Origin of the sequence: Seohaeicola zhoushanensis (genome assembly GCF_014656415.1) — a bacterium.
Taxonomy (GTDB): Bacteria; Pseudomonadota; Alphaproteobacteria; order Rhodobacterales; family Rhodobacteraceae; genus Seohaeicola_A; species Seohaeicola_A zhoushanensis.
Genome location: NZ_BNCJ01000002.1, coordinates 78,520 through 96,320 on the forward strand (window position 1 = coordinate 78,520; position 17,801 = coordinate 96,320).

The following is a 17,801-nucleotide window of genomic DNA, read 5'->3' on the forward strand; positions in this document are numbered from 1 at the left end:
TCTTCGGAGCAGAAGCCGCGCAACGCCGTGAGCCAGTCGTCAACGAATTCGAATGAAACCGTCGGGACGTCCGCAAGGGCGGAGGCGCGCGTTCGAGGCGGTTCTACCTGCTGTTTTGTCACTTAAGGACAATAAACTGTCCACCTATGAGATTACCAGTCGGCATTATCTGGAAGATTTAAGCGTGAAGCGAGAATCAAACAGCGAGACACGCGTGACCTACCAGCCGCCGATCAAGGACCTGATGTTCAATCTGGAGTCGCTTTCGCAATGGCCGCAGGTCAGCGCATCGCCGCGCTATCGCGACGTCGAGCTTGCGGATCTGCGGGCGGTCCTGGAGGCGTTCGGCCGTTTCTGCGCCGAGACAGTCGCGCCGCTGGGGCCGCTCGGAGACCAGACCGGCGCGCGGCTCGAGAAGGGTGCGGTCGTGATGCCGGAAGGTTATGGCGAAGCCTACGCCGAGTTCGTGAAGATGGGCTGGCAGAGCCTTGCACATTCTCCGAAACATGGCGGGATGGGGCTGCCCCGCGCCGTGGGCGCCGCCGCGACCGAGATCCTGAATGCTGCCGATATGAGCTTCGGCCTCTGTCCCTTGCTTACCGACAGCGCCGTGGAGGCGCTGGCTGCCGCAGGGTCCGAAGAACAGAAGGCTCTCTATCTCGGTAAGCTGATCGCCGGCGAGTGGTCCGGCACGATGAACCTCACGGAACCGCAGGCGGGCAGCGACCTCGGCCTGGTACGCACGCGGGCAATGCCGAAGGCCGACGGTACCTATGCGATAAACGGGGCCAAGATATTCATCACCTATGGTGAGCACGAGATGTCGGGCAACATCATCCACCTCGTGCTCGCCCGAACGCCCGGTGCGCCGGATGGCCCGAAGGGACTCAGCCTTTTCATCGTTCCGAAGTTCCTTCTCGGACCGGATGGTTCGCCCGGCCAGCGCAATGCCGTGAAATGCGTCAGTCTTGAGCACAAGCTGGGCGTGCGGGCCAGCCCGACGGCCGTGCTGGAATATGACGGCGCAACCGGGTTCCTGGTCGGCGCGGAACACGATGGCCTCAAATGCATGTTCGTGATGATGACGGCAGCGCGGTTCGCCGTGGGTGTGCAAGGGGTCGCCATCGCGGATCGGGCACATCAGAAGGCGTTGGCGCAGGCACATGAGCGCGTCCAAAGCCGCCCGGTGGACGGATCTACCGCCGCAGCGGTCGCGATTGTCCGGCATCCGGACGTGCGCCGTATGCTCATGGAGATGCGCGCCCTGGTCGAAGGTGGCAGGAGCCTGGCGATCGCCACCGCCGGATGGCTCGACCTGGCCGCGCACGGCCCAACCGAAAAGTTGGCCGAAGCGGATGCAATGGCCGAGTTCCTGGCGCCGGTCGTAAAGGGCTTTTGCACCGAACAGGCCGTTCGCGTCGCTTCGCTTGCGGTGCAGGTGCACGGAGGCATGGGGTTCATCGAGGAAACCGGAATCGCGCGTCTCTACCGCGATGCGCGCATCCTGCCGATCTACGAAGGAACGACGGCCATCCAGGCGAACGACCTGCTTGGACGGAAGACGCTGCGCGACGGCGGCCGCACGGCGCGGCGACTGGCGTGCATGATCGCAGACACGGAGACGGACCTGCGTCGGGCAGGGGGCGTGGCAGTCGCAGTTGCCGATCATCTGCAGGCGGCCCGCGACGATTTCGAGGCCAGCCTGTCGTTCCTTCTCGACACCGCGCCCCGCGATCCGGATGCTGCTTACGCTGGCAGTGTGTCCTTCCTGATGCTGACGGGAACGCTGATGGCAGGCTGGCAACTCGGCCGCGCGCTCCTGGCCGCCGACGCGGCGCGCGCGCGGGGGGACGACGTCGACTTCATGACTCGCAAGATCGCAACCGCCACCTTCTATGCGCGCCACATCCTGCCCGATTGCGCGGGCGCCCGAGCGCGGATCGTCAACGGGGCCGATAGCCTGCTGTCCGCCGTTCTCTGAGACCCGCCGAACGAAATTGCCACGAAAGGACTGATCCATGGCCCTGGATAAAAATGCACTCAACTACGACAATCTCGATATCCGCGAACATGGCGAAGGGGTTGCGGTCGTCATGCTAAACCGACCGGATAAGCGCAACGCGCTGGACGTCGCTACGATCGAGGAGTTGGTGAAATTCTTCAGCTCCGCCCGGCAGATCGGGGTCAGGGCCGTTGTCCTGACGGGCGCGGGCGACCATTTCTGCGCCGGGCTCGATCTGGTCGAACACTGGAAGGCAGACCGCAGTCCCGACGATTTCATGCACGTCTGCCTGCGCTGGCACGAGGCCTTCAACAAGATGGAATACGGCGGGGTGCCGATCATCGCCGCGCTCAAGGGGGCGGTTGTCGGGGGTGGGCTTGAACTGGCCAGCGCCGCCCACATTCGGGTGATGGACCAGTCGACATATTTCGCCCTGCCTGAAGGCCAGCGCGGCATATTCACCGGCGGCGGCGCGACAATCCGGGTGTCCGACATGATCGGCAAGGCGCGGATGATCGACATGATCCTGACCGGACGCGTCTACCAGGGGCAGGAGGCAGTCGACCTGGGCCTCGCGCAATACCTTGTCGAGGGTTCGAGCTACGACAAGGCACTGGAATTGGCCGAGAAAATTGCCGCCAATCTGCCGCTTACGAACTTCGCCATCTGTTCCGCGATAAGTCACTTGAACAACATGTCGGGCATGGACGCCGCCTATGCCGAAGCGGTCGTCGCGGGGGTGGTGAACACCCAGCCGGCCGCGCGCGCGCGGCTTGAAGCTTTTGCCAACAAGACCGCCGCCCGCGTCCGCCCCAACGGCTGAGGTAGCCTTCGTGATGCGCCTGACACTGCAGCAGGCCAGATCTCAAGTCCAACCGCGCCGCTCCTCTCGCTGAGCGGCGCGGCCTCTGCGCCGAATATGGCGCTGCCGCCTGGCAATGCGGAGACCGGTCGGTCAATTCTTGCAGTACCGCGATTCGGACGGCAGCTGCGCCTGGGATGTCGCGTGCCGACTTTTGGCGGAAACCGGTCCGAATCTATCGGCGGGTAACATGACCCGGCTTCAGGGCATATCCTTGGTGGGTCTCAGACTTGCCGTGATATGGGCGGCAAAGATCTTGGCAATCTCGGGGCCCTCGATCGAGCCATCCGCCATGAACCAGCGGCTGATGCCATTGATTGCGCCCATGAAAAAGAAGACAGCCATCTTGGCATCGCAGGGGGCAATCTCTCCGGCTTCGATTGCCTGCGACACGAGCGAACGCAGTTTCCGGTCAAGCTGTGCGCGGCGGGCCTGGATCCGCGCGGTATCCTCGTCGGTCATCGAGAAGAATTCGGTCAACACCACGCATGATCCCAGCGTGCTGGTGATCCGCGCGACATAGTCTTCCGCAAAGAGGCTGATCTGTTCCAGCGGCGACTGGCCCGAGAGGATGGCGGCCTCATAAGCCTCCTCGGCCATGGTGACGGCGATCCGGTGGCATTCGTAAAGGATCTCCTGCTTGCTTTTGACATAGCGGTACAGCATCGGCTTGGTCACCGAGAGCTCGGCCGCGATCTCGTCCAGCGTCGTCTTGTGAAACCCCTTGCGGCCAAAGGCCCGCCCGGCCGCTCGAACCAGTGTCAGCCGCCGCATAGCCTGCCGATGTTCCGAATCGTTGAGGGCCCCGCGCCATTCGTCGGCGATCATCTCCCTGAAGTCCGAATCCGCGTCGCCCATGTCGATCTGGCCCCTTTTCTGTAGTGGTCCGCGTGCACCCGTGGATCGGCGCGAATGACGCCGAAATCTGTCAAAGACGCTTCCTCAGTGCAACCTAGACGACGAAATGCCTCGAAAGATCAATTGCGCACATGGTTCTTGCCTGTCGGCCCAACAGTGCGTTGACAGCCCGTTCGGCTGTGGCTAGGTTCTGCCGTAAGGTGTTACTCGTGAGTAACCCCTGGCGGATCAGGAGGGGTCCGCGCAATCGCACGGACGGCGACGAGGCCGCGGGGGGACTAGGTTGAGAAGCGAAGGAACGGCCTCTTGCGCCGCACTTGATGGCAGGGTGGCCGTGGTTACCGGTGGTGCCTCCGGGCTTGGACTCGCCACTGCGCGGATGATGCGGGCAGCCGGGGCGACCGTCGTCATTCTCGACATCGGCGCCGAGCGCACGGCCGAGGCAGCCGCCTCGAACGGGCTGCACGGGCTCGCGCTGGACGTCTCCGACGATGCCGCGGCAGAAGCCTGTTTTGCCGAGATCGAGGCGCAACACGGTCCGGTCTCCATCCTGGTCTGCTGCGCCGGTATCGCGACGCCGGGATCGGTGGTGCGCCGGGGCGAGCCGATGGACCTCGCCGAGTTCCAGCGGGTGCTGGACGTCAACCTGATGGGATCGCTGAACTGCATCCGCTGCGCGGTCCCACAGATGATCCGCCGCGGTCGCGCCGGCCCTGAGGGCGCCGAAGCCGGCACCATCGTGCTGACGGCCTCCATTGCCGCCTTCGACGGGCAGGTCGGCCAGGCCGCCTATGCCGCCTCCAAGGGCGGTATCGCCGGCATGGTGCTGCCACTGGCGCGTGAACTCGGGGAACATGCGATCCGCATTGCCGCCATCGCTCCGGGCGTCTTCCGGACGCCGATGACCGAGGGCCTGCCCGAGAAGTCCCGCGATGTCGTCTTCGCCGCGGTGCCGCCGTTCCCCAAGCGGGCCGGCACGCCCGAGGATTTCGCGGATGCCGTGGGTTTCATCATTGGCAACCCGATGATCAACGGCGAAACCATCCGCCTCGACGGCGGGCTGCGCATGCCCGCGCGTCTCTAGGTCGGGAGGACAGCATGGACCCGAAAGGACAGATTGCAATCGTGACCGGCTCCGGCTCGGGGCTGGGGCGCGCGGTGGCACAGGCCCTGACGCGGCGCGGTGCGCGGGTGGTCGGCATCGACCTGCCGCCCCGCGACGGAGCGGCGGAGTTGCTCGAGCTGGCGCTTTCGCTGCATGGCGATGTCGCCGACGCGGCGCAGATGGAACCCGCCTTCGCCCGTGTCGATCAGGAGTTGGGCTGCCCGACGATCCTCGTCAATTGCGCCGGCATTCTCGGTCCCGCGCGGGTCTTCCAGATCGACCGCGAGACCGGCGAGGTCTCGCCCCGCGCGATGGACCGGCTGCGCCGCGTGATCGACGTGAACCTGACAGGCACGTTCAATACCATCCGCCTCTTCGCGGCCGGGTTGGCCAGGGGAAACCCCCAGGTCGCGCTCGACGGTGCCGACCGGGGCGTGATCGTCAACACCGCATCGGTCGCGGCCTACGAGGCGCTCTCAGCGCAGGCCGCCTATGGCAGTTCGAAGGCGGGGGTCGCAGCGATGACCCTGCCGCTGGCGCGCGAACTCGCGCGCTACGGCATCCGGATCGTGGCGCTGGCGCCGGGAACCTTCGAGACCGGGATGGTCGGCGACATCCCCGATCACACCCGCAGGCGCCTGGTCGAGGACGTTCCCTTTCCCAACCGCATGGGCCGGGGCGACGAATTTGCCCATCTCGCCCTCGCCTGCATCGAGAACCAGATGCTGAACGGATCGGTCCTGCGCATCGACGGCGCGGTACGGATGCGCGAACCGCGGGAAGCCCTAGCATGACCGGCGCATCGCAGATCCGTCACCGCACGCTCTATGGCGACCGCATCGTGCCCTGCCATTCCGACTGTGCCGAGAACCTCGACAGGATGCTGGCTGCCACCGTTGCCGCGCATGGCGACCGCCCCGCGCTGAAGGACGGCGCGCGCACAATGACCTATGCTGAACTGGCGGAGAACGTCTCTTGCATGGCCGCCGGTCTTGCCGCGCGTGGCATAGGGCAGGGCGACCGGGTCGTGCTCTTCCTCGGCAATCGCGCCGAATTCGTCGTCACGCTCTACGCGCTCTGGCGGCTGGGTGCGGTGGCGGTGCCGGTCGGCATCCGTCAGAGCATGGACGAACTCGCCTACATGCTGACCCAATGCGGAGCGGTCGGGCTGGTCCACGAACGCGATCTGTCCGACAGGGTGCCGCCGGCCTCGGCCATCCCTGCCGTGCACCTGCTGGTGGAATGTTCCGACACGCCGCAGCCGCCGCTGCTGGCCGAGCGGGGCGCTATTGCGCATGACGCGCTGATCGGGCAGGACCGTTGCGACGCGCCCTCGCCGGCGCGCGACGAGGATCCCGCTTGCATCATGTATACCTCGGGCACCACCGGGCGGCCCAAGGGCGCGGTGCTGACCCATCTCGGCTTCTGGCATACCGCGCGCAACTACCGTGACCGTTTCGTCTATACCGAGGCGGACCGGATGCTGCTGGTGATCCCGATCACCCATATCTCCGGCCTGCTGGCCGGCCTCACGACGATGATGCAGGTCGGCGGGCTGGTGGTGCTGGAGCGCAGCTTCAAAGCCGCCGCCGCACTCGACACGCTCGAGGCCGAAGCGATCACCGCGGCGATCCTGGTGCCCGCGATGTACAACCTGATCCTGCTGGAGCCGGATCTGGAAACCCGCCGCCTCGACGCCTGGCGCGTCGGCCATTTCGGCGGTGCCGCCATGGCCGAGGTGACGATCACCAAGCTGGCCGCCCGGCTGCCGCGCCTGCAACTGCTGAACGGCTTCGGCAGCACCGAGACCACATCGGCCGTCTCCCTTACCGAGCCGGCGCGCCGGGGCGAACACCTCGACACCGTTGGCACCTTGTTGCCCTGCGTCGACATCCGCGTGCTCGACGAAGAGGGGCGCGAGGTGGCTCCGGGAGAGAACGGCGAACTCTGGATCCGCAGCCCCGGCAATGCCTCGGGCTACTGGGACCAGCCCGAGGCGACGCGCAAGGGGTTCGTCGCAGGCTACTGGCGCAGCGGCGACATCGGCTCGGTCGATGCCGAGCGCTACCTGCGCGTGCACGACCGCATCAAGGACATGATCAACCGGGGCGGTTTCAAGGTCTACTGCGTCGAACTTGAAAACTGCATCCACGAGTTTCCCGGCGTGATCGAGGTTGCGGCCGTCGGCGTGCCCTGCCCGGTTCTGGGCGAGCGGGTTCATGTCTTCGTCCATGCGAGCGTCCCGGTCGACGCCGACGCGCTGCGCGCCCATGTGCGCGCGCGCCTCGCCGACTACAAGACGCCCGATTTCGTTACCCAATCCCCCGACCCGCTGCCGCGCAACCTGAACGGCAAGCTGTCCAAGGTGCCGCTGCGCGAACGCGCGATGGCCGAAGCCGAACTGCGCGCCGGGGCGCCCCATCCGAAAGGAAGCAAATGACCCAACCGATCTTCATCCTCGGCGGACACCAGACCGATTTCGCCATCTCCGCCGCCCGCCGGGGCGAAGGGCTTTTCGAGCTGATGCGCGATTCGGTGCAGGGCGCGCTGGCGGACGCCCGCCTCGACGCGTCCGAGATCCAGTCCTGCCACGTCGGCAATTTCACCGGCGAGCTCTTCGCCGGGCAGGGACAATTGGGCGGCATGTTCGCGGCCATCGACCCGGCGCTCTATGGCCGGCCGGCGGGGCGGCACGAGGCGGCCTGCGCCTCGGGCTCGATCGCCATGCTGGCGGCCACCGCCGAGATCGAGGCGGGGCGCTACGACTGCGTCCTGGTCTCGGGGGTGGAGCTCGAACGCAACGTCTCCGGCAAGGAAGCCGCCCAGCATCTCGGCGCGGCCATGTGGGTTGGAACCGAGGGGCAGGAAGCCACCTATCCCTGGCCCTACATGTTCCACCGCGTGGCCGAGGAATATGACCGCCGCTATGGCCTGAAATACGACCATCTCGCCGAGATCGCGCGCATCAACATCGCCAACGGCCGCCGCAATCCCAACGCCCAGACCCGCGACTGGCAATATACGCCGGAAAGCTTCACCGCCGATGACGAGGCGAACCCGGTCATCGAGGGCATCATCCGCCGGCAGGACTGCGCCCAGATCACCGACGGTTCGGCATCGGTGATCCTCGCCTCGGAAAACTTTGCCCGCGCCTGGGCCGAGGCGCGGGGGCTGTCGCTCGACGACCTGCCGCGGATCGCGGGTTGGGGCCATACCACCGCTCACCTGCGACTGCAGGAGAAGCTCGCGCACAGCGCCAACAGCCACTACGTCTTCCCACATGTCCGCGAAGCGATCCAGAACGCCTTCACCCGCGCCGGCATCTCCGGCGTGGCCGATCTGGACGGCATCGAGACGCATGATTGCTTCACCTCGACGGAATACATGGCAATCGACCATTTCGGGATCACGGCACCGGGCGAAAGCTGGCGCGCCATCGAGAACGGCGACATCGCCCCCGGCGGCCGCCTCCCGGTGAATGCCGGCGGCGGCCTGATCGGCAGTGGCCACCCGGTTGGCGCGACGGGCGTACGCATGGTGCTCGACGCCGCCCGCCAGGTCACCGGCCGGGCCGGGGATTACCAGGTCGAGGGCGCCCGCCGCTACGGCACCCTGAACTTGGGCGGCAGCGCCACCACCATCGTCAGTTTCGTCGTCGAGGCAGGCGCCTGATCGGGCGTTGTCCGGAACGGCAATCCACGGACCTATTGCAGGGGCACGCGTGTCCCGAGACTTAAGAGGAGGAGAAGACATGACCAAGACGATTACCCGCCGCCGCATCCTGTCCGGCGCACCCGCGCTGGCCGGCGGCGCCATCCTGGCCGCCCCCGCGACCATCGCGGCGGCCAGTTCGGTGACGACCTGGCGGATGCAGACGCATTTCCCGACCGGGACCTGGTACTACGACGCGATCTTCCAGGATCTCGCGCGACGCATCACCACCGCGACCAACGGCGAACTGGTGATCGAGACCCACGCTCCCGGCTCCATCGTCTCCACCGGCGACAGTCTGATGGCGGCGGCCCAGGGCGCGCTCGATGCCGCCTTCACCTTCCCGGCCTACTGGGTCGGCCAGATCCCGGCGGCAGGCCACCTGAACGGCAACCTCGCGACCTTCTCGAACAACACCGAGATGGAATACTACATGTACGAGATGGGCGCGCTCGACATCATCCGCGAAGCCTATGCGGAACGCGGGATCTACCAGGTCGGCCCGATTGCCGGCGGTGGCGTCACCCTGTTCGGCAAGCGCCCGGTCCACAAGCCCGAAGATTTCAAGGGCTACAAGATCCGCACCACCGGCACCGCCGCGCGCGTGCTCGAGAAGATGGGCGCCGCACCCGTGTCGGTCGCCGGTGGCGAGCTCTACCAGGCGCTGCAGACCGGCATCGTCGATGCCGCCCATTGGGGCAGCGTCTCGGGCGGGATGAGCATGAACTTCCAGGAAGTCACCGACTACATCATCCAGCCCGACCTGGTCAGCCCGACCAACCTCGAGCTCTTCGTGAATGCCGGCAAGTGGAGCCAGCTCGGCGAGGACCACAAGCAGGTGGTTGCCGATGCCGTCCGTGCGACAACCGGCATCTATACCGCGCGCATCATGCAGGCCGATCTCAACGGCGTCGACACCTTCGTGAACAAGGCCGGCGGCGAGATCTCGATGATGGAAGACTCGGTGCTGGAGCAGATGCGGGTGAAGTCGCTCGAAGTGGTCGACGAGATCTCGGCCCAGGATCCCAAATACAGCGGCCGCCTCGGCGCGCTTCTGCACGACTTCATGCGGCAGACCGGCAAGGTCTGATCCGACTGGCGCGTGCCGGAGAGATCCGGCACGTATGCCGGTGCGGGAGCAGAGCGGGGAGGGCGCGCATGGTGCGGCTGGTCACATATCTGAACACACTTCTGGGCAAGGCGATCAGCTTTGCCATCCTGATCGGCATGGTCATCATCGTCTACGAGGTGATCATGCGTTATGTCTTCAATGCGCCGACCGTCTGGGTGCAGGGCTATACGCAACGGATCTTCGGCGCCTATTTCGTGCTGCTCGGGGCCTATACCCTGATCCATCGCGGTCACGTGCGGGTCGACCTGCTGCTCAACGACCGCTTCCCGCGCTGGCGTGCCTTCCTCGATGTGGTGAACTACCTGGTGCTCCTGCTCTGGACCGGCGCGCTCAGCTACCAGGCCTGGTCTTACCTGGAGATGTCCTGGCTGTTCAACGAACGCGATGACAGCGCCCTCGGCCACCCGATCTGGCCGATCAAGCTCGCCCTTTTCATCGGCGTGGTCCTAATCGCGCTGCAGGGCGTCGCCGAACTTCTCGATTCCCTGCGCCGCATGATCCGTCCCGATCCCGCCACCGCCACCAGCGAAGAAAGCACGCCGGCATGACCCCCGAACTCCTGACCCTCGGCATGTTCGGCAGCCTGGTGCTGCTCATCATCTTCGGGGTTTCGCTCTCCTACGCGCTGGGCGGAGTGGCCGTTGTCTTCACGCTGATCCTGAGCGGCGCGAACGGCCTCTTTCCCATGGTCTCGGCGGTGTTCGGTACCATGTGGTCGGTGCTGCTGGCCGCGGTCCCGCTTTTCGTCTTCATCGGCGTGACACTGTCCCGCTCGCGCATCTCGCGCGATCTCTACCAGGCGTTCTACCTCTGGTCGGGCCGGGTCAATGGCGGCCTGCTGCTCGGCACCGCCGGATTTGCCGCCGTGCTCTCGGCTATGACCGGCAGCTGCGCCGCCTCGACGCTGACCACCGGCAAGATCGGGATGCCCGCCATGGAGCGGCTCGGCTATGACCGCGGCTTTGCGCTGGGCACCATCGCGGCTGCCGGCACGCTGGGCATCATCATCCCGCCCTCGATCACCCTGATCGTCATCGGCATGACCACGGGCCTGTCGATCGGCAAGCTGTTCATGGGCGGCCTCATCGCCGGCCTGCTGATGCTCGCCGCGATCCTCGCCTATGTGGTCATCCACGCCTGGCGCCACCCTGACTCGGCCCCGGCCATCGGCCGCGCCGTGCCGCTGGCGGACAAGCTGCGCTCGCTGCGTTCGGTGCTGGCGCCGCTCACCATCATCATTGTCGTCCTCGCCTCGATCTTCCTCGGCCTCGCAACCCCGACCGAAGCCGCCGCCGTCGGCGCCTTCACGGTGCTGCTGGCCGTCGCCTTCCAGGGCGAGGTCACCTTCCGCTTCCTGCGCGAGGTCTGTTACGAGACCGCTGTGACCACCGGCATGGTGATCTGGATCGTCTTCGGGGCCACCGCCTTCGTCTCGGTCTATTCGGCGGCGGGTGGCATCTCGTTCATGCAGTCCTTCCTGACCGATCTCGAGATCTCGCCCTGGATGCTGATGATCCTGATGCAACTGGTGGTGCTGATCCTGGGCATGTTCCTCGATCCGCTTGGGATCATCCTGCTGGTGCTGCCGATGTGCTATCCGGTTGTGGTGCAACTGGGGTTCGATCCGCTGTGGTTCTGCGTGATCTTCCAGGTCAACCTCTGCATCGGCTACATCACGCCGCCCTTCGGCTACAACATCTTCTATCTCAAGACGATTTGCCCCGCGGCGACCATACTCCAGCTCTATCGCTCGGTCATGCCCTATGTCCTTCTGCTGATCGCATGTGGCGCACTTCTGATGGCTTTCCCGGCGATCCTCGTGCAGGGAACCGCCTGGCTGACGGCAGGCTGACGTGCTCGCCGTCACCGTCTTGGTGCATCCCGCGCATGTCGAAATTGCGGTCAAGGCAGGGATTGACCAAGAAGCCGGCCTTGGTAACCTGATGCAGGCCCTCGTCCGCGGTCTCGCCTCGCCGGGCGCGTAGGGCGGCGTTGCTCTTGCCGGGTCAGCCTGCCCGGTATCGCAGCCGCGACAGCATCGAGGTTATCGGCGCCCACATCGACCAGGCCACGAAGAGCAGGGCCAGGAACAGGATGGTTCCGCTGATCGGGCGGGTGAAGAAGACCGTCCAGTCCTGGTGGGAATTCGCCAGCGAGGTCAGGAAATACCGCTCGGCCAGCGGCCCGAGAATGACGCCCAGCACCATCGGCGCCGAGGGGAAGCCGATGCGCTTCATGCCCCAGCCGAGGACCCCGAAGGCCAGGCAGACATAGACGTCGAAGATGTTGTTCCTGACGCCGAAGGCCCCGATGACGCTGAGCACGATGATGAAGGCGGCGAGGATCGCCGGCGGCGTCCGCATCAGCGTCGAGAAGATCTGCGCCACGCCGATCCCAGCGCCGATCATCAGCACGTTGGCAATGATCATCGCCGCGAAGATCGTGTAGACCATCGACGGGTCCATGATGAACAACAGCGGGCCGGGATTGACCCCGTGCAGCATCATCGCCGCCAGCATGATCGCCGTCGCCGCACTGCCGGGAATACCCAGTGTCAGCAGCGGCACCATCGCGGCGCCCGTCGTCGCATTCTTCGCGGCCTCGGGGGCGGCGAGGCCCTCTTCGACGCCGGTGCCGAACTCGGCCTTGCGCTTGGACACCTGCTTCTCGACCCCATATGCGATCACTGCGCCAGGCGTGGCGCCGGCACCGGGGATCATGCCGATCATGCAGCCAAGGCCTGTGCCGCGCAGGATCGCGCCCTTGACCTTGAAGATGTCCGACAGTCTCGGCCTGGCTCCTTTCCCCTCGGAATGCTTGGGGCGCAGGTCGCGATTGGTGGCGATCAGGTCGACCACCTCGCCGATGGCAAACAGGCCGATCATCACCACGACAAAGCGGATGCCGCTTTCCATCTGCGGGATGCCAAAGCTGAACCGGGCCTGCCCATACAGCGGGTCGACGCCCACGGTGCCCACCGCGATGCCGGCCAGCAGCGATACCACGGTGATGATCGGCTGGTCCTTGGCAATCGCGATGACGCTGACCAGCCCGAGAACCGTCGCCGCGAAGAACTCGGGCTGCGAGAACTTGAGCGCGAAGCTTGCGAAGGGGGCGGAGAGGAAAGCCAGCACGAGCGCGCTGACCAGCCCGCCGGTGGCCGAGGCCGTCACCGCGATCATCAGCGCGCGTTTCACCTCGCCGCGGCGCGTCATCGGGTAGCCGTCCCATGTCGCTGGCAGCGAGGCCGGCGTGCCGGGCACGTTGATGATGATCGCCGAGATCGACCCTCCGAAGACGCCGCCGACATAGATGCCTCCAAGGAAGAGCATCGATTGCGTGGGCTCCATCACATAGGTGAAGGGCAGCGCCATCGCCATCGCGTTGACGAAGGAGATGCCCGGCAGTGCGCCCGCCACCACGCCGACCAGCAGCCCGATCACGATCGTCGCGAATGCGGTGAACTGGAAGGCCGCGTGAAATCCGCCGGCGAGAAGTTCGAGAGAGCTCATGCATTCAATTCCGTCAGTAAATTCCAAGCGTCTTGAGCAGCCAGATGCTGAACTGGTCAAAGACGCCCCGGCCACGGCTCAGCGGCATCAGCGAGATGCCCATGAAGACCCACAGCAGAACCCAGGTGCCGATCAGCGACACCGGCAGCACCACCAGCGGCTTGCGCACCCCGCCGTAGACGCACCAGACCGCGATGAAGACCGCCGTGGTCAGGGCAAAGCCGGTGAGCGGCAGCAGGATCCCGTAAAGCACGATCAGCGCGATCCCGGCGACGGCCTTGCCGAACCTGTAGATCTCGTCGTCATCGGGCGCGCGCAGCGCTGAACGGCGACCGGCCCGGCCAAGAACCCAGAGTTCGAGGCCGAGCCAGACTGCAGAGAACAGCGCCAAGCCGTTCAGGATGAGGTCGGGCCAGGCGTCGGGCCCCAGCCCCTTTGTGACTGCGGGACTACCGCGCCAGAAAACGAAGTGCTGGAGAACAAGCGCCAAGACGACTAGCACCGCGGGCAGTAAAGCGGGCATTAGCCGGACAAGACCGGTAGCCCGGTCCTGTCCTGTCGGGCTGGCGCCTGAGGCCTCTCGGCCCGACGGGGGCACGACCTCGGTCTTCATGACCCGAGTTGCGCCGCTATCAGATCACGGAAATCCGAAATCATCGACTGCGCGGCCGCACCGGTCACCGGCGTGATGCAGGAATAAGTCTTTTGGCAGAAGGCCTTCCATTCATCCGACGCGACGGCCCCAGTGACCGCAGTCTCCAGCTTGGCAACGATATCATCCGCCGTTCCGGCGGCGACGGCGATGCTGCGGAAGTTGTCGAGCCCCGAGATGTCGATGCCCAGCTCCTTCGAGGTCGGCACATCCGGAAACTCCGGGTGACGCTCGCTCGAGAAGACCACCAGCGGGGTCAGCTGCCCGGCCTGGATGAACTGCGCCACGTCGCCGGGTTCTTCGTAGATAGCTTGGGTATGGCCCCCTATGGGCGAGGCATAGCGTTCGGCCGGCGCCTGGAACGGCACGTTCTCCATCTTGATGCCGGCCTTCTCGAGCAGTTTCAGCGTCACGTCGTCCTGCGTGCCATAGCCCGAGGTCGCCACGGTGATCTCGCCCGGATGCTCCTTGGCATAGGCCATCAGATCCTGTGCCGTCTTGTGCGGGCCGTTGGATGGCACGAACAGGAACGACGGAGAGCTCTGAACCACGGCGATCACCCGGAAGTCCTCGGGCTTGTTGTCGCCCAGCCCCGAGGCCCAGGACGCAACCGTCAGCGAGATGAGCGTGCCCATCGTATAGCCGTCCGCCGCGTTCGTGCGCAGTTGCGTCAGACCGGCGTTGCCCGAGGCGCCGGCGACGTTCGACACCGGGATCGGCACGCCAAGCGGTGCTTCCACGAGCTTTGCCATCTGCCGCCCCATGACATCCGCGCCGCCACCGGGGCCGAATGTGACGATAAGTTCGATCGGCCGGTCCGGATAGCCCTCGGCAAAGGCCGCTCCCGCGGCGCAGACGCCTGCCAGGATCGCCGCGCCAAGCACCGCATTGGTCTTCTTGAAAATGGTCATCTGATTTCCTCCCATGGTCTTCGTTCTCTGCTGGATACTCGAAACGCGCCGCCCTCCCGTGCGTCGCGGTTCAGGCAGGTTTCATGCGATCTTGGCGACACCTCCGGTCATTTCGACCAGCAGGCGCCGCTGGATCTTGCCAGAGGGGCCTTTTGGCAGTTCCTCCAGGAAATGCACGACATCCGGGCTCTTGAACCTGCCCAGCCGCTGGTGGCAGAGCGCGATCAGATCGGCCTCGGACGCGGCCGAGCCCTTGCGCAGCGCCACCGCGGCCTCGACCCGCTCGCCATATTGCGCGCAGGGACGGGCAAAGGCGGCGGCCTCCACCACGTCGGGATGGGCATAGAGCGCCTCGTCGACCTCGCGCGGGGCGATGTTCTCGCCGCCCTTGATGATCAACTCCTTCAGCCGCCCAGTGACAAAGACATAGCCATCGGCATCCATCCGACCGAGATCGCCGGTGCGCAGCCAGCCCTCGCCGGTCAGCGCCTCGCGCGTGGCCTCTTCGTTCTTGAGGTAGCCGCGCATGACATTGGGCCCGCGCACCGCGATTTCGCCCTCGGTGCCCGGCGGAACCGGCAGCAGATCGCGCGACAGGATCGCCACCTCGTCGCCATAGGCCTTGCCCGGCGAGCCGATCTTGCGCGCGGCCATGTCCAGCGGGTTCGACAGGATCTGCGCGGCCGTTTCCGTCAGCCCCATCGTCTCGACCAGCGAGACGCCGAACCGATCCTCGAAGGCGCGGTGGATATCCGGCGCCAGCGCGGACGAGGCCGAACGGCCAAAACGGATGCGCGCGCGGGTCTCGGCGTCGGGGCGCTCATCGCCATGCAGCAGGTGCGACACGATGGTCGGCACGATCGAGAACCAGGTCGCCTCGGCCTCGGCGCATTGTGCCCAGAAGCTGCGGGCCGAGAAACGCGGGCAGACCGCGACCGACCCGCCCGAGACCAGCGGCCCCATGACGGTGACGCAAAGCCCGTTGATGTGACAGATCGGCAGCACGCAGAGGGCGCGATCCGCCGGAGTCAGCTCGTGCGCCAGCGTGGTGGTCCAGCCCCCCGCCAGCAGGCTGGCGTGGCTGTGGACCACGCCCTTGGGGCGGCCCGTCGTGCCCGAGGTGTACATCAACAGCGCATCGTCCCCGGCGCCGAGATCGCACAGCGGGGCAGGGACCGCGTCCGCAGGCCAGTCGATCCCGGTCCCGACAGGGATGACACGGGCCCCAACCTGATGCGCGGCGGACGCGCTCTCGAAAAGCGCGGCCTGTTCAGCGCCGACGAAGACATGGCTGGCCTCGGAATGCGACAGCGCATAGCCGATGGCCTCGGCACCCGCCGCGAGGTTGATGACCGTCGTGCGGAACCCGCCGTAAAGCACGCCGAACAGGCAGAGGATGCCGTCGCGGCTGTTGGGCAGCATCACTGCCACGCTGGCCCCCTTGGGGATGCCCAGACCCGTCAGCCGCCCGGCAATATCGCGCGCCTGGTCGCGCACCTCGGCCCAGGTCAGCGAGGGCGCGGTGCCGGGAAACAGGTGGCTGACCGTCGCGCCCGTTGTCTCGGCGCGGTGGTCCAGCCAGTCGCGGACCGTGCCCTCGGGCGGGGTCGCCGGATCGAACCTCACTTCCCGGCCTCGGCCCAATATGCGCCGAAGATCTCCTCGACGGCGGGCTCGCGCGGGGCAATCGGGCGTACTACGCGCGCGTGCTGCACGAAATGCTGCCAGTTCAGGTTCTCGTCGATCGAATTGCCGCCCCAGGACCCGCAGCCCATCGACAGCGAGAAGGGCAGGCCATTGTCAAACGATCCGCCGGTGGCAAAGCAATGCGCCTGATTGACGATGATCCGGCAGGTCGGCATGTGCATCGCCAGCGCGCGCGGGCGCGCATCGTCGGACGTGTGGATGCCGAAGGAATGGCCCGCGCCCTGATACGCCATGATCCGCCGGGTGATCTCGACCGCGTCGTCATAGTCACGCGCGCGGTAGAGGGCGAGCACCCGGCTCAGCTTTTCGCCCGACAGCGGGTGGTCCGGCCCGATCCCCTGCGTCTCGACCGCGACAAAGCGCGTCGCCGCCGGCACCTTTCCCGCAAGCCCCAGCTTGTCGATCATCACGTCGGCATCCTTCGCGATGATCTCGCGGTTCAGATGCCCCCCGTGCCAGAGATGCGAAATGACTCCATCGGCCTCGGAGGCAGGCAGAACGGCGCCACCGACCTCACCCAGGGCGGCGACGAACTGGTCATAGACCTTGTCCACCACCACGACTGCATTCTCCGACGAACAGGAGGTGGCATTGTCGAAGGTCTTCGAAGCCGCGATTTTGGCCGCGGCGCTGGCCAGGTCCGCCGTCTCGTCCACGATGACCGTGACGTTCCCGGCCCCGACGCCAACCGCCGGTGTGCCGCTCGAATAGGCGCGGCGGACGTTGTCCTGGCTGCCCGTCACGACGGCCAGGTCGGCCATCTCCAGCAGGCGCTGCGTCTTCGCCTTGCCGCCCGCGCCGGGCAGCATCTGCACCAGCTTGCGATACTCGCCGATCTTGTCGAACTCGGCGTGGATATAGTCGAGCAGCAGCTCGCAGCAGGCGACACCCTTTGGCGAGGGCGAAAGTATGATGGCGTTGCCGCCCTTCAGCGCGTTGATGATATTGTTGGCGGGCGTGGCCGCCGGATTGGTCGAGGGCACCACCGCGCCGATCAGGCCGATCGGCCGCACCACCGTCGTGATGCCGGTCTCGGGATCGTCCGATACCACGCCGAAGGTCTTGGCATCCTTGATGTCGCGCATCAGGCCCAGCGTCTTGCGATGGTTCTTGATCATCTTGTCATCGATATTGCCAAGGCCGGTGGTCCTGACGGCCAGCTCCGACAGCGCCCGGTTTCGCGCCGGCTCCATGATCGCCCAGGCAGCCGCCTGGGCGGCCCGGTCATAGCGCGCCTGGCTTCCATTACGCTCGTATTTGGATTGGGCGTCGCGCGCCTCGGCGACGATACCGTCCACCAACGCGTGTTCGTCTGGCATGTTCAAGCCCTCTGCCTCCCCATTGGCGCT

The 17,801-nt window shown here is 66.0% G+C and carries 16 protein-coding genes; 10 read left to right on the plus strand and 6 right to left on the minus strand.

The annotated features are described in order from the left end of the window. Nucleotides 1–52: 52 nt before the first annotated feature. On the plus strand, nucleotides 53–1,981 hold the full coding sequence (locus tag IE266_RS04415) for an acyl-CoA dehydrogenase family protein (RefSeq protein WP_308434563.1): 1,929 nt from the start codon (nucleotides 53–55) through the stop codon (nucleotides 1,979–1,981). A gap of 37 nt (nucleotides 1,982–2,018) precedes the next feature. Further along, a complete protein-coding gene (dmdD, locus tag IE266_RS04420) occupies nucleotides 2,019–2,825 on the plus strand; it encodes a methylthioacryloyl-CoA hydratase (protein WP_189678842.1) in 807 nt (268 codons plus the stop codon). A 240-nt stretch (nucleotides 2,826–3,065) separates the two neighbouring features. Here the strand turns inward: dmdD and IE266_RS04425 are convergent, their stop codons facing one another. Further along, on the minus strand, nucleotides 3,066–3,722 hold the full coding sequence (locus IE266_RS04425) for a TetR/AcrR family transcriptional regulator (protein ID WP_189678843.1): 657 nt from the start codon (nucleotides 3,720–3,722) through the stop codon (nucleotides 3,066–3,068). Between the two features lie 328 nt (nucleotides 3,723–4,050). On the opposite strand from IE266_RS04425, the gene IE266_RS04430 reads away from it, so the two are divergent. From IE266_RS04430 to IE266_RS27155, 8 genes are all read left to right on the plus strand, one after another. Continuing rightward, nucleotides 4,051–4,806 carry an SDR family oxidoreductase gene (locus tag IE266_RS04430; RefSeq protein WP_229863893.1) on the plus strand — a complete coding sequence of 252 codons (756 nt, stop codon included), beginning with the start codon at nucleotides 4,051–4,053 and terminating at the stop codon, nucleotides 4,804–4,806. Between the two features lie 14 nt (nucleotides 4,807–4,820). Continuing rightward, on the plus strand, nucleotides 4,821–5,621 hold the full coding sequence (locus tag IE266_RS04435; RefSeq protein ID WP_189678845.1) for an SDR family NAD(P)-dependent oxidoreductase: 801 nt from the start codon (nucleotides 4,821–4,823) through the stop codon (nucleotides 5,619–5,621). Beyond that, nucleotides 5,618–7,267: a class I adenylate-forming enzyme family protein gene (locus IE266_RS04440; protein ID WP_189678846.1), complete on the plus strand. Its 1,650-nt coding sequence runs from the start codon at nucleotides 5,618–5,620 to the stop codon at nucleotides 7,265–7,267. The genes IE266_RS04435 and IE266_RS04440 overlap by 4 nt, the downstream gene beginning before the upstream one ends. Then, nucleotides 7,264–8,499, plus strand: coding sequence for an acetyl-CoA acetyltransferase (locus IE266_RS04445; protein ID WP_189678847.1), 1,236 nt, complete (start codon nucleotides 7,264–7,266; stop codon nucleotides 8,497–8,499). The genes IE266_RS04440 and IE266_RS04445 overlap by 4 nt, the downstream gene beginning before the upstream one ends. Nucleotides 8,500–8,578: 79 nt before the next feature. Continuing rightward, entirely contained in the window at nucleotides 8,579–9,628 is a 1,050-nt protein-coding gene (dctP, locus tag IE266_RS04450; RefSeq protein ID WP_189678848.1) for a TRAP transporter substrate-binding protein DctP, read from the plus strand. A 68-nt stretch (nucleotides 9,629–9,696) separates the two neighbouring features. Next, nucleotides 9,697–10,218 carry a TRAP transporter small permease subunit gene (locus IE266_RS04455; protein ID WP_229863894.1) on the plus strand — a complete coding sequence of 174 codons (522 nt, stop codon included), beginning with the start codon at nucleotides 9,697–9,699 and terminating at the stop codon, nucleotides 10,216–10,218. Next, entirely contained in the window at nucleotides 10,215–11,522 is a 1,308-nt protein-coding gene (locus tag IE266_RS04460; protein ID WP_189678849.1) for a TRAP transporter large permease, read from the plus strand. Before IE266_RS04455 ends, IE266_RS04460 begins: the two co-directional genes overlap by 4 nt. A gap of 1 nt (nucleotide 11,523) precedes the next feature. After that, nucleotides 11,524–11,655 (plus strand): hypothetical protein, encoded by a 132-nt coding sequence (locus IE266_RS27155; RefSeq protein ID WP_268249742.1) that lies wholly within the window; start codon nucleotides 11,524–11,526, stop codon nucleotides 11,653–11,655. Between the two features lie 21 nt (nucleotides 11,656–11,676). Here the strand turns inward: IE266_RS27155 and IE266_RS04465 are convergent, their stop codons facing one another. The 5 genes from IE266_RS04465 to sauS all read right to left on the minus strand — a co-directional run bounded on the left by IE266_RS04465 (nucleotide 11,677) and on the right by sauS (nucleotide 17,771). Beyond that, on the minus strand, nucleotides 11,677–13,182 hold the full coding sequence (locus tag IE266_RS04465) for a tripartite tricarboxylate transporter permease (RefSeq protein ID WP_189678850.1): 1,506 nt from the start codon (nucleotides 13,180–13,182) through the stop codon (nucleotides 11,677–11,679). Nucleotides 13,183–13,195: 13 nt separating this feature from the next. Further along, nucleotides 13,196–13,795, minus strand: a complete 600-nt coding sequence (locus IE266_RS04470; protein ID WP_373310497.1) for a tripartite tricarboxylate transporter TctB family protein — start codon at nucleotides 13,793–13,795, stop codon at nucleotides 13,196–13,198. After that, nucleotides 13,792–14,745 carry a Bug family tripartite tricarboxylate transporter substrate binding protein gene (locus IE266_RS04475; RefSeq protein ID WP_189678852.1) on the minus strand — a complete coding sequence of 318 codons (954 nt, stop codon included), beginning with the start codon at nucleotides 14,743–14,745 and terminating at the stop codon, nucleotides 13,792–13,794. The genes IE266_RS04470 and IE266_RS04475 overlap by 4 nt, the downstream gene beginning before the upstream one ends. Nucleotides 14,746–14,826: 81 nt before the next feature. Beyond that, nucleotides 14,827–16,371 carry an AMP-binding protein gene (locus tag IE266_RS04480; protein WP_189678853.1) on the minus strand — a complete coding sequence of 515 codons (1,545 nt, stop codon included), beginning with the start codon at nucleotides 16,369–16,371 and terminating at the stop codon, nucleotides 14,827–14,829. Beyond that, nucleotides 16,368–17,771, minus strand: a complete 1,404-nt coding sequence (gene sauS, locus IE266_RS04485) for an acylating sulfoacetaldehyde dehydrogenase (protein ID WP_189678854.1) — start codon at nucleotides 17,769–17,771, stop codon at nucleotides 16,368–16,370. The genes IE266_RS04480 and sauS overlap by 4 nt, the downstream gene beginning before the upstream one ends. Nucleotides 17,772–17,801: the final 30 nt, after the last annotated feature.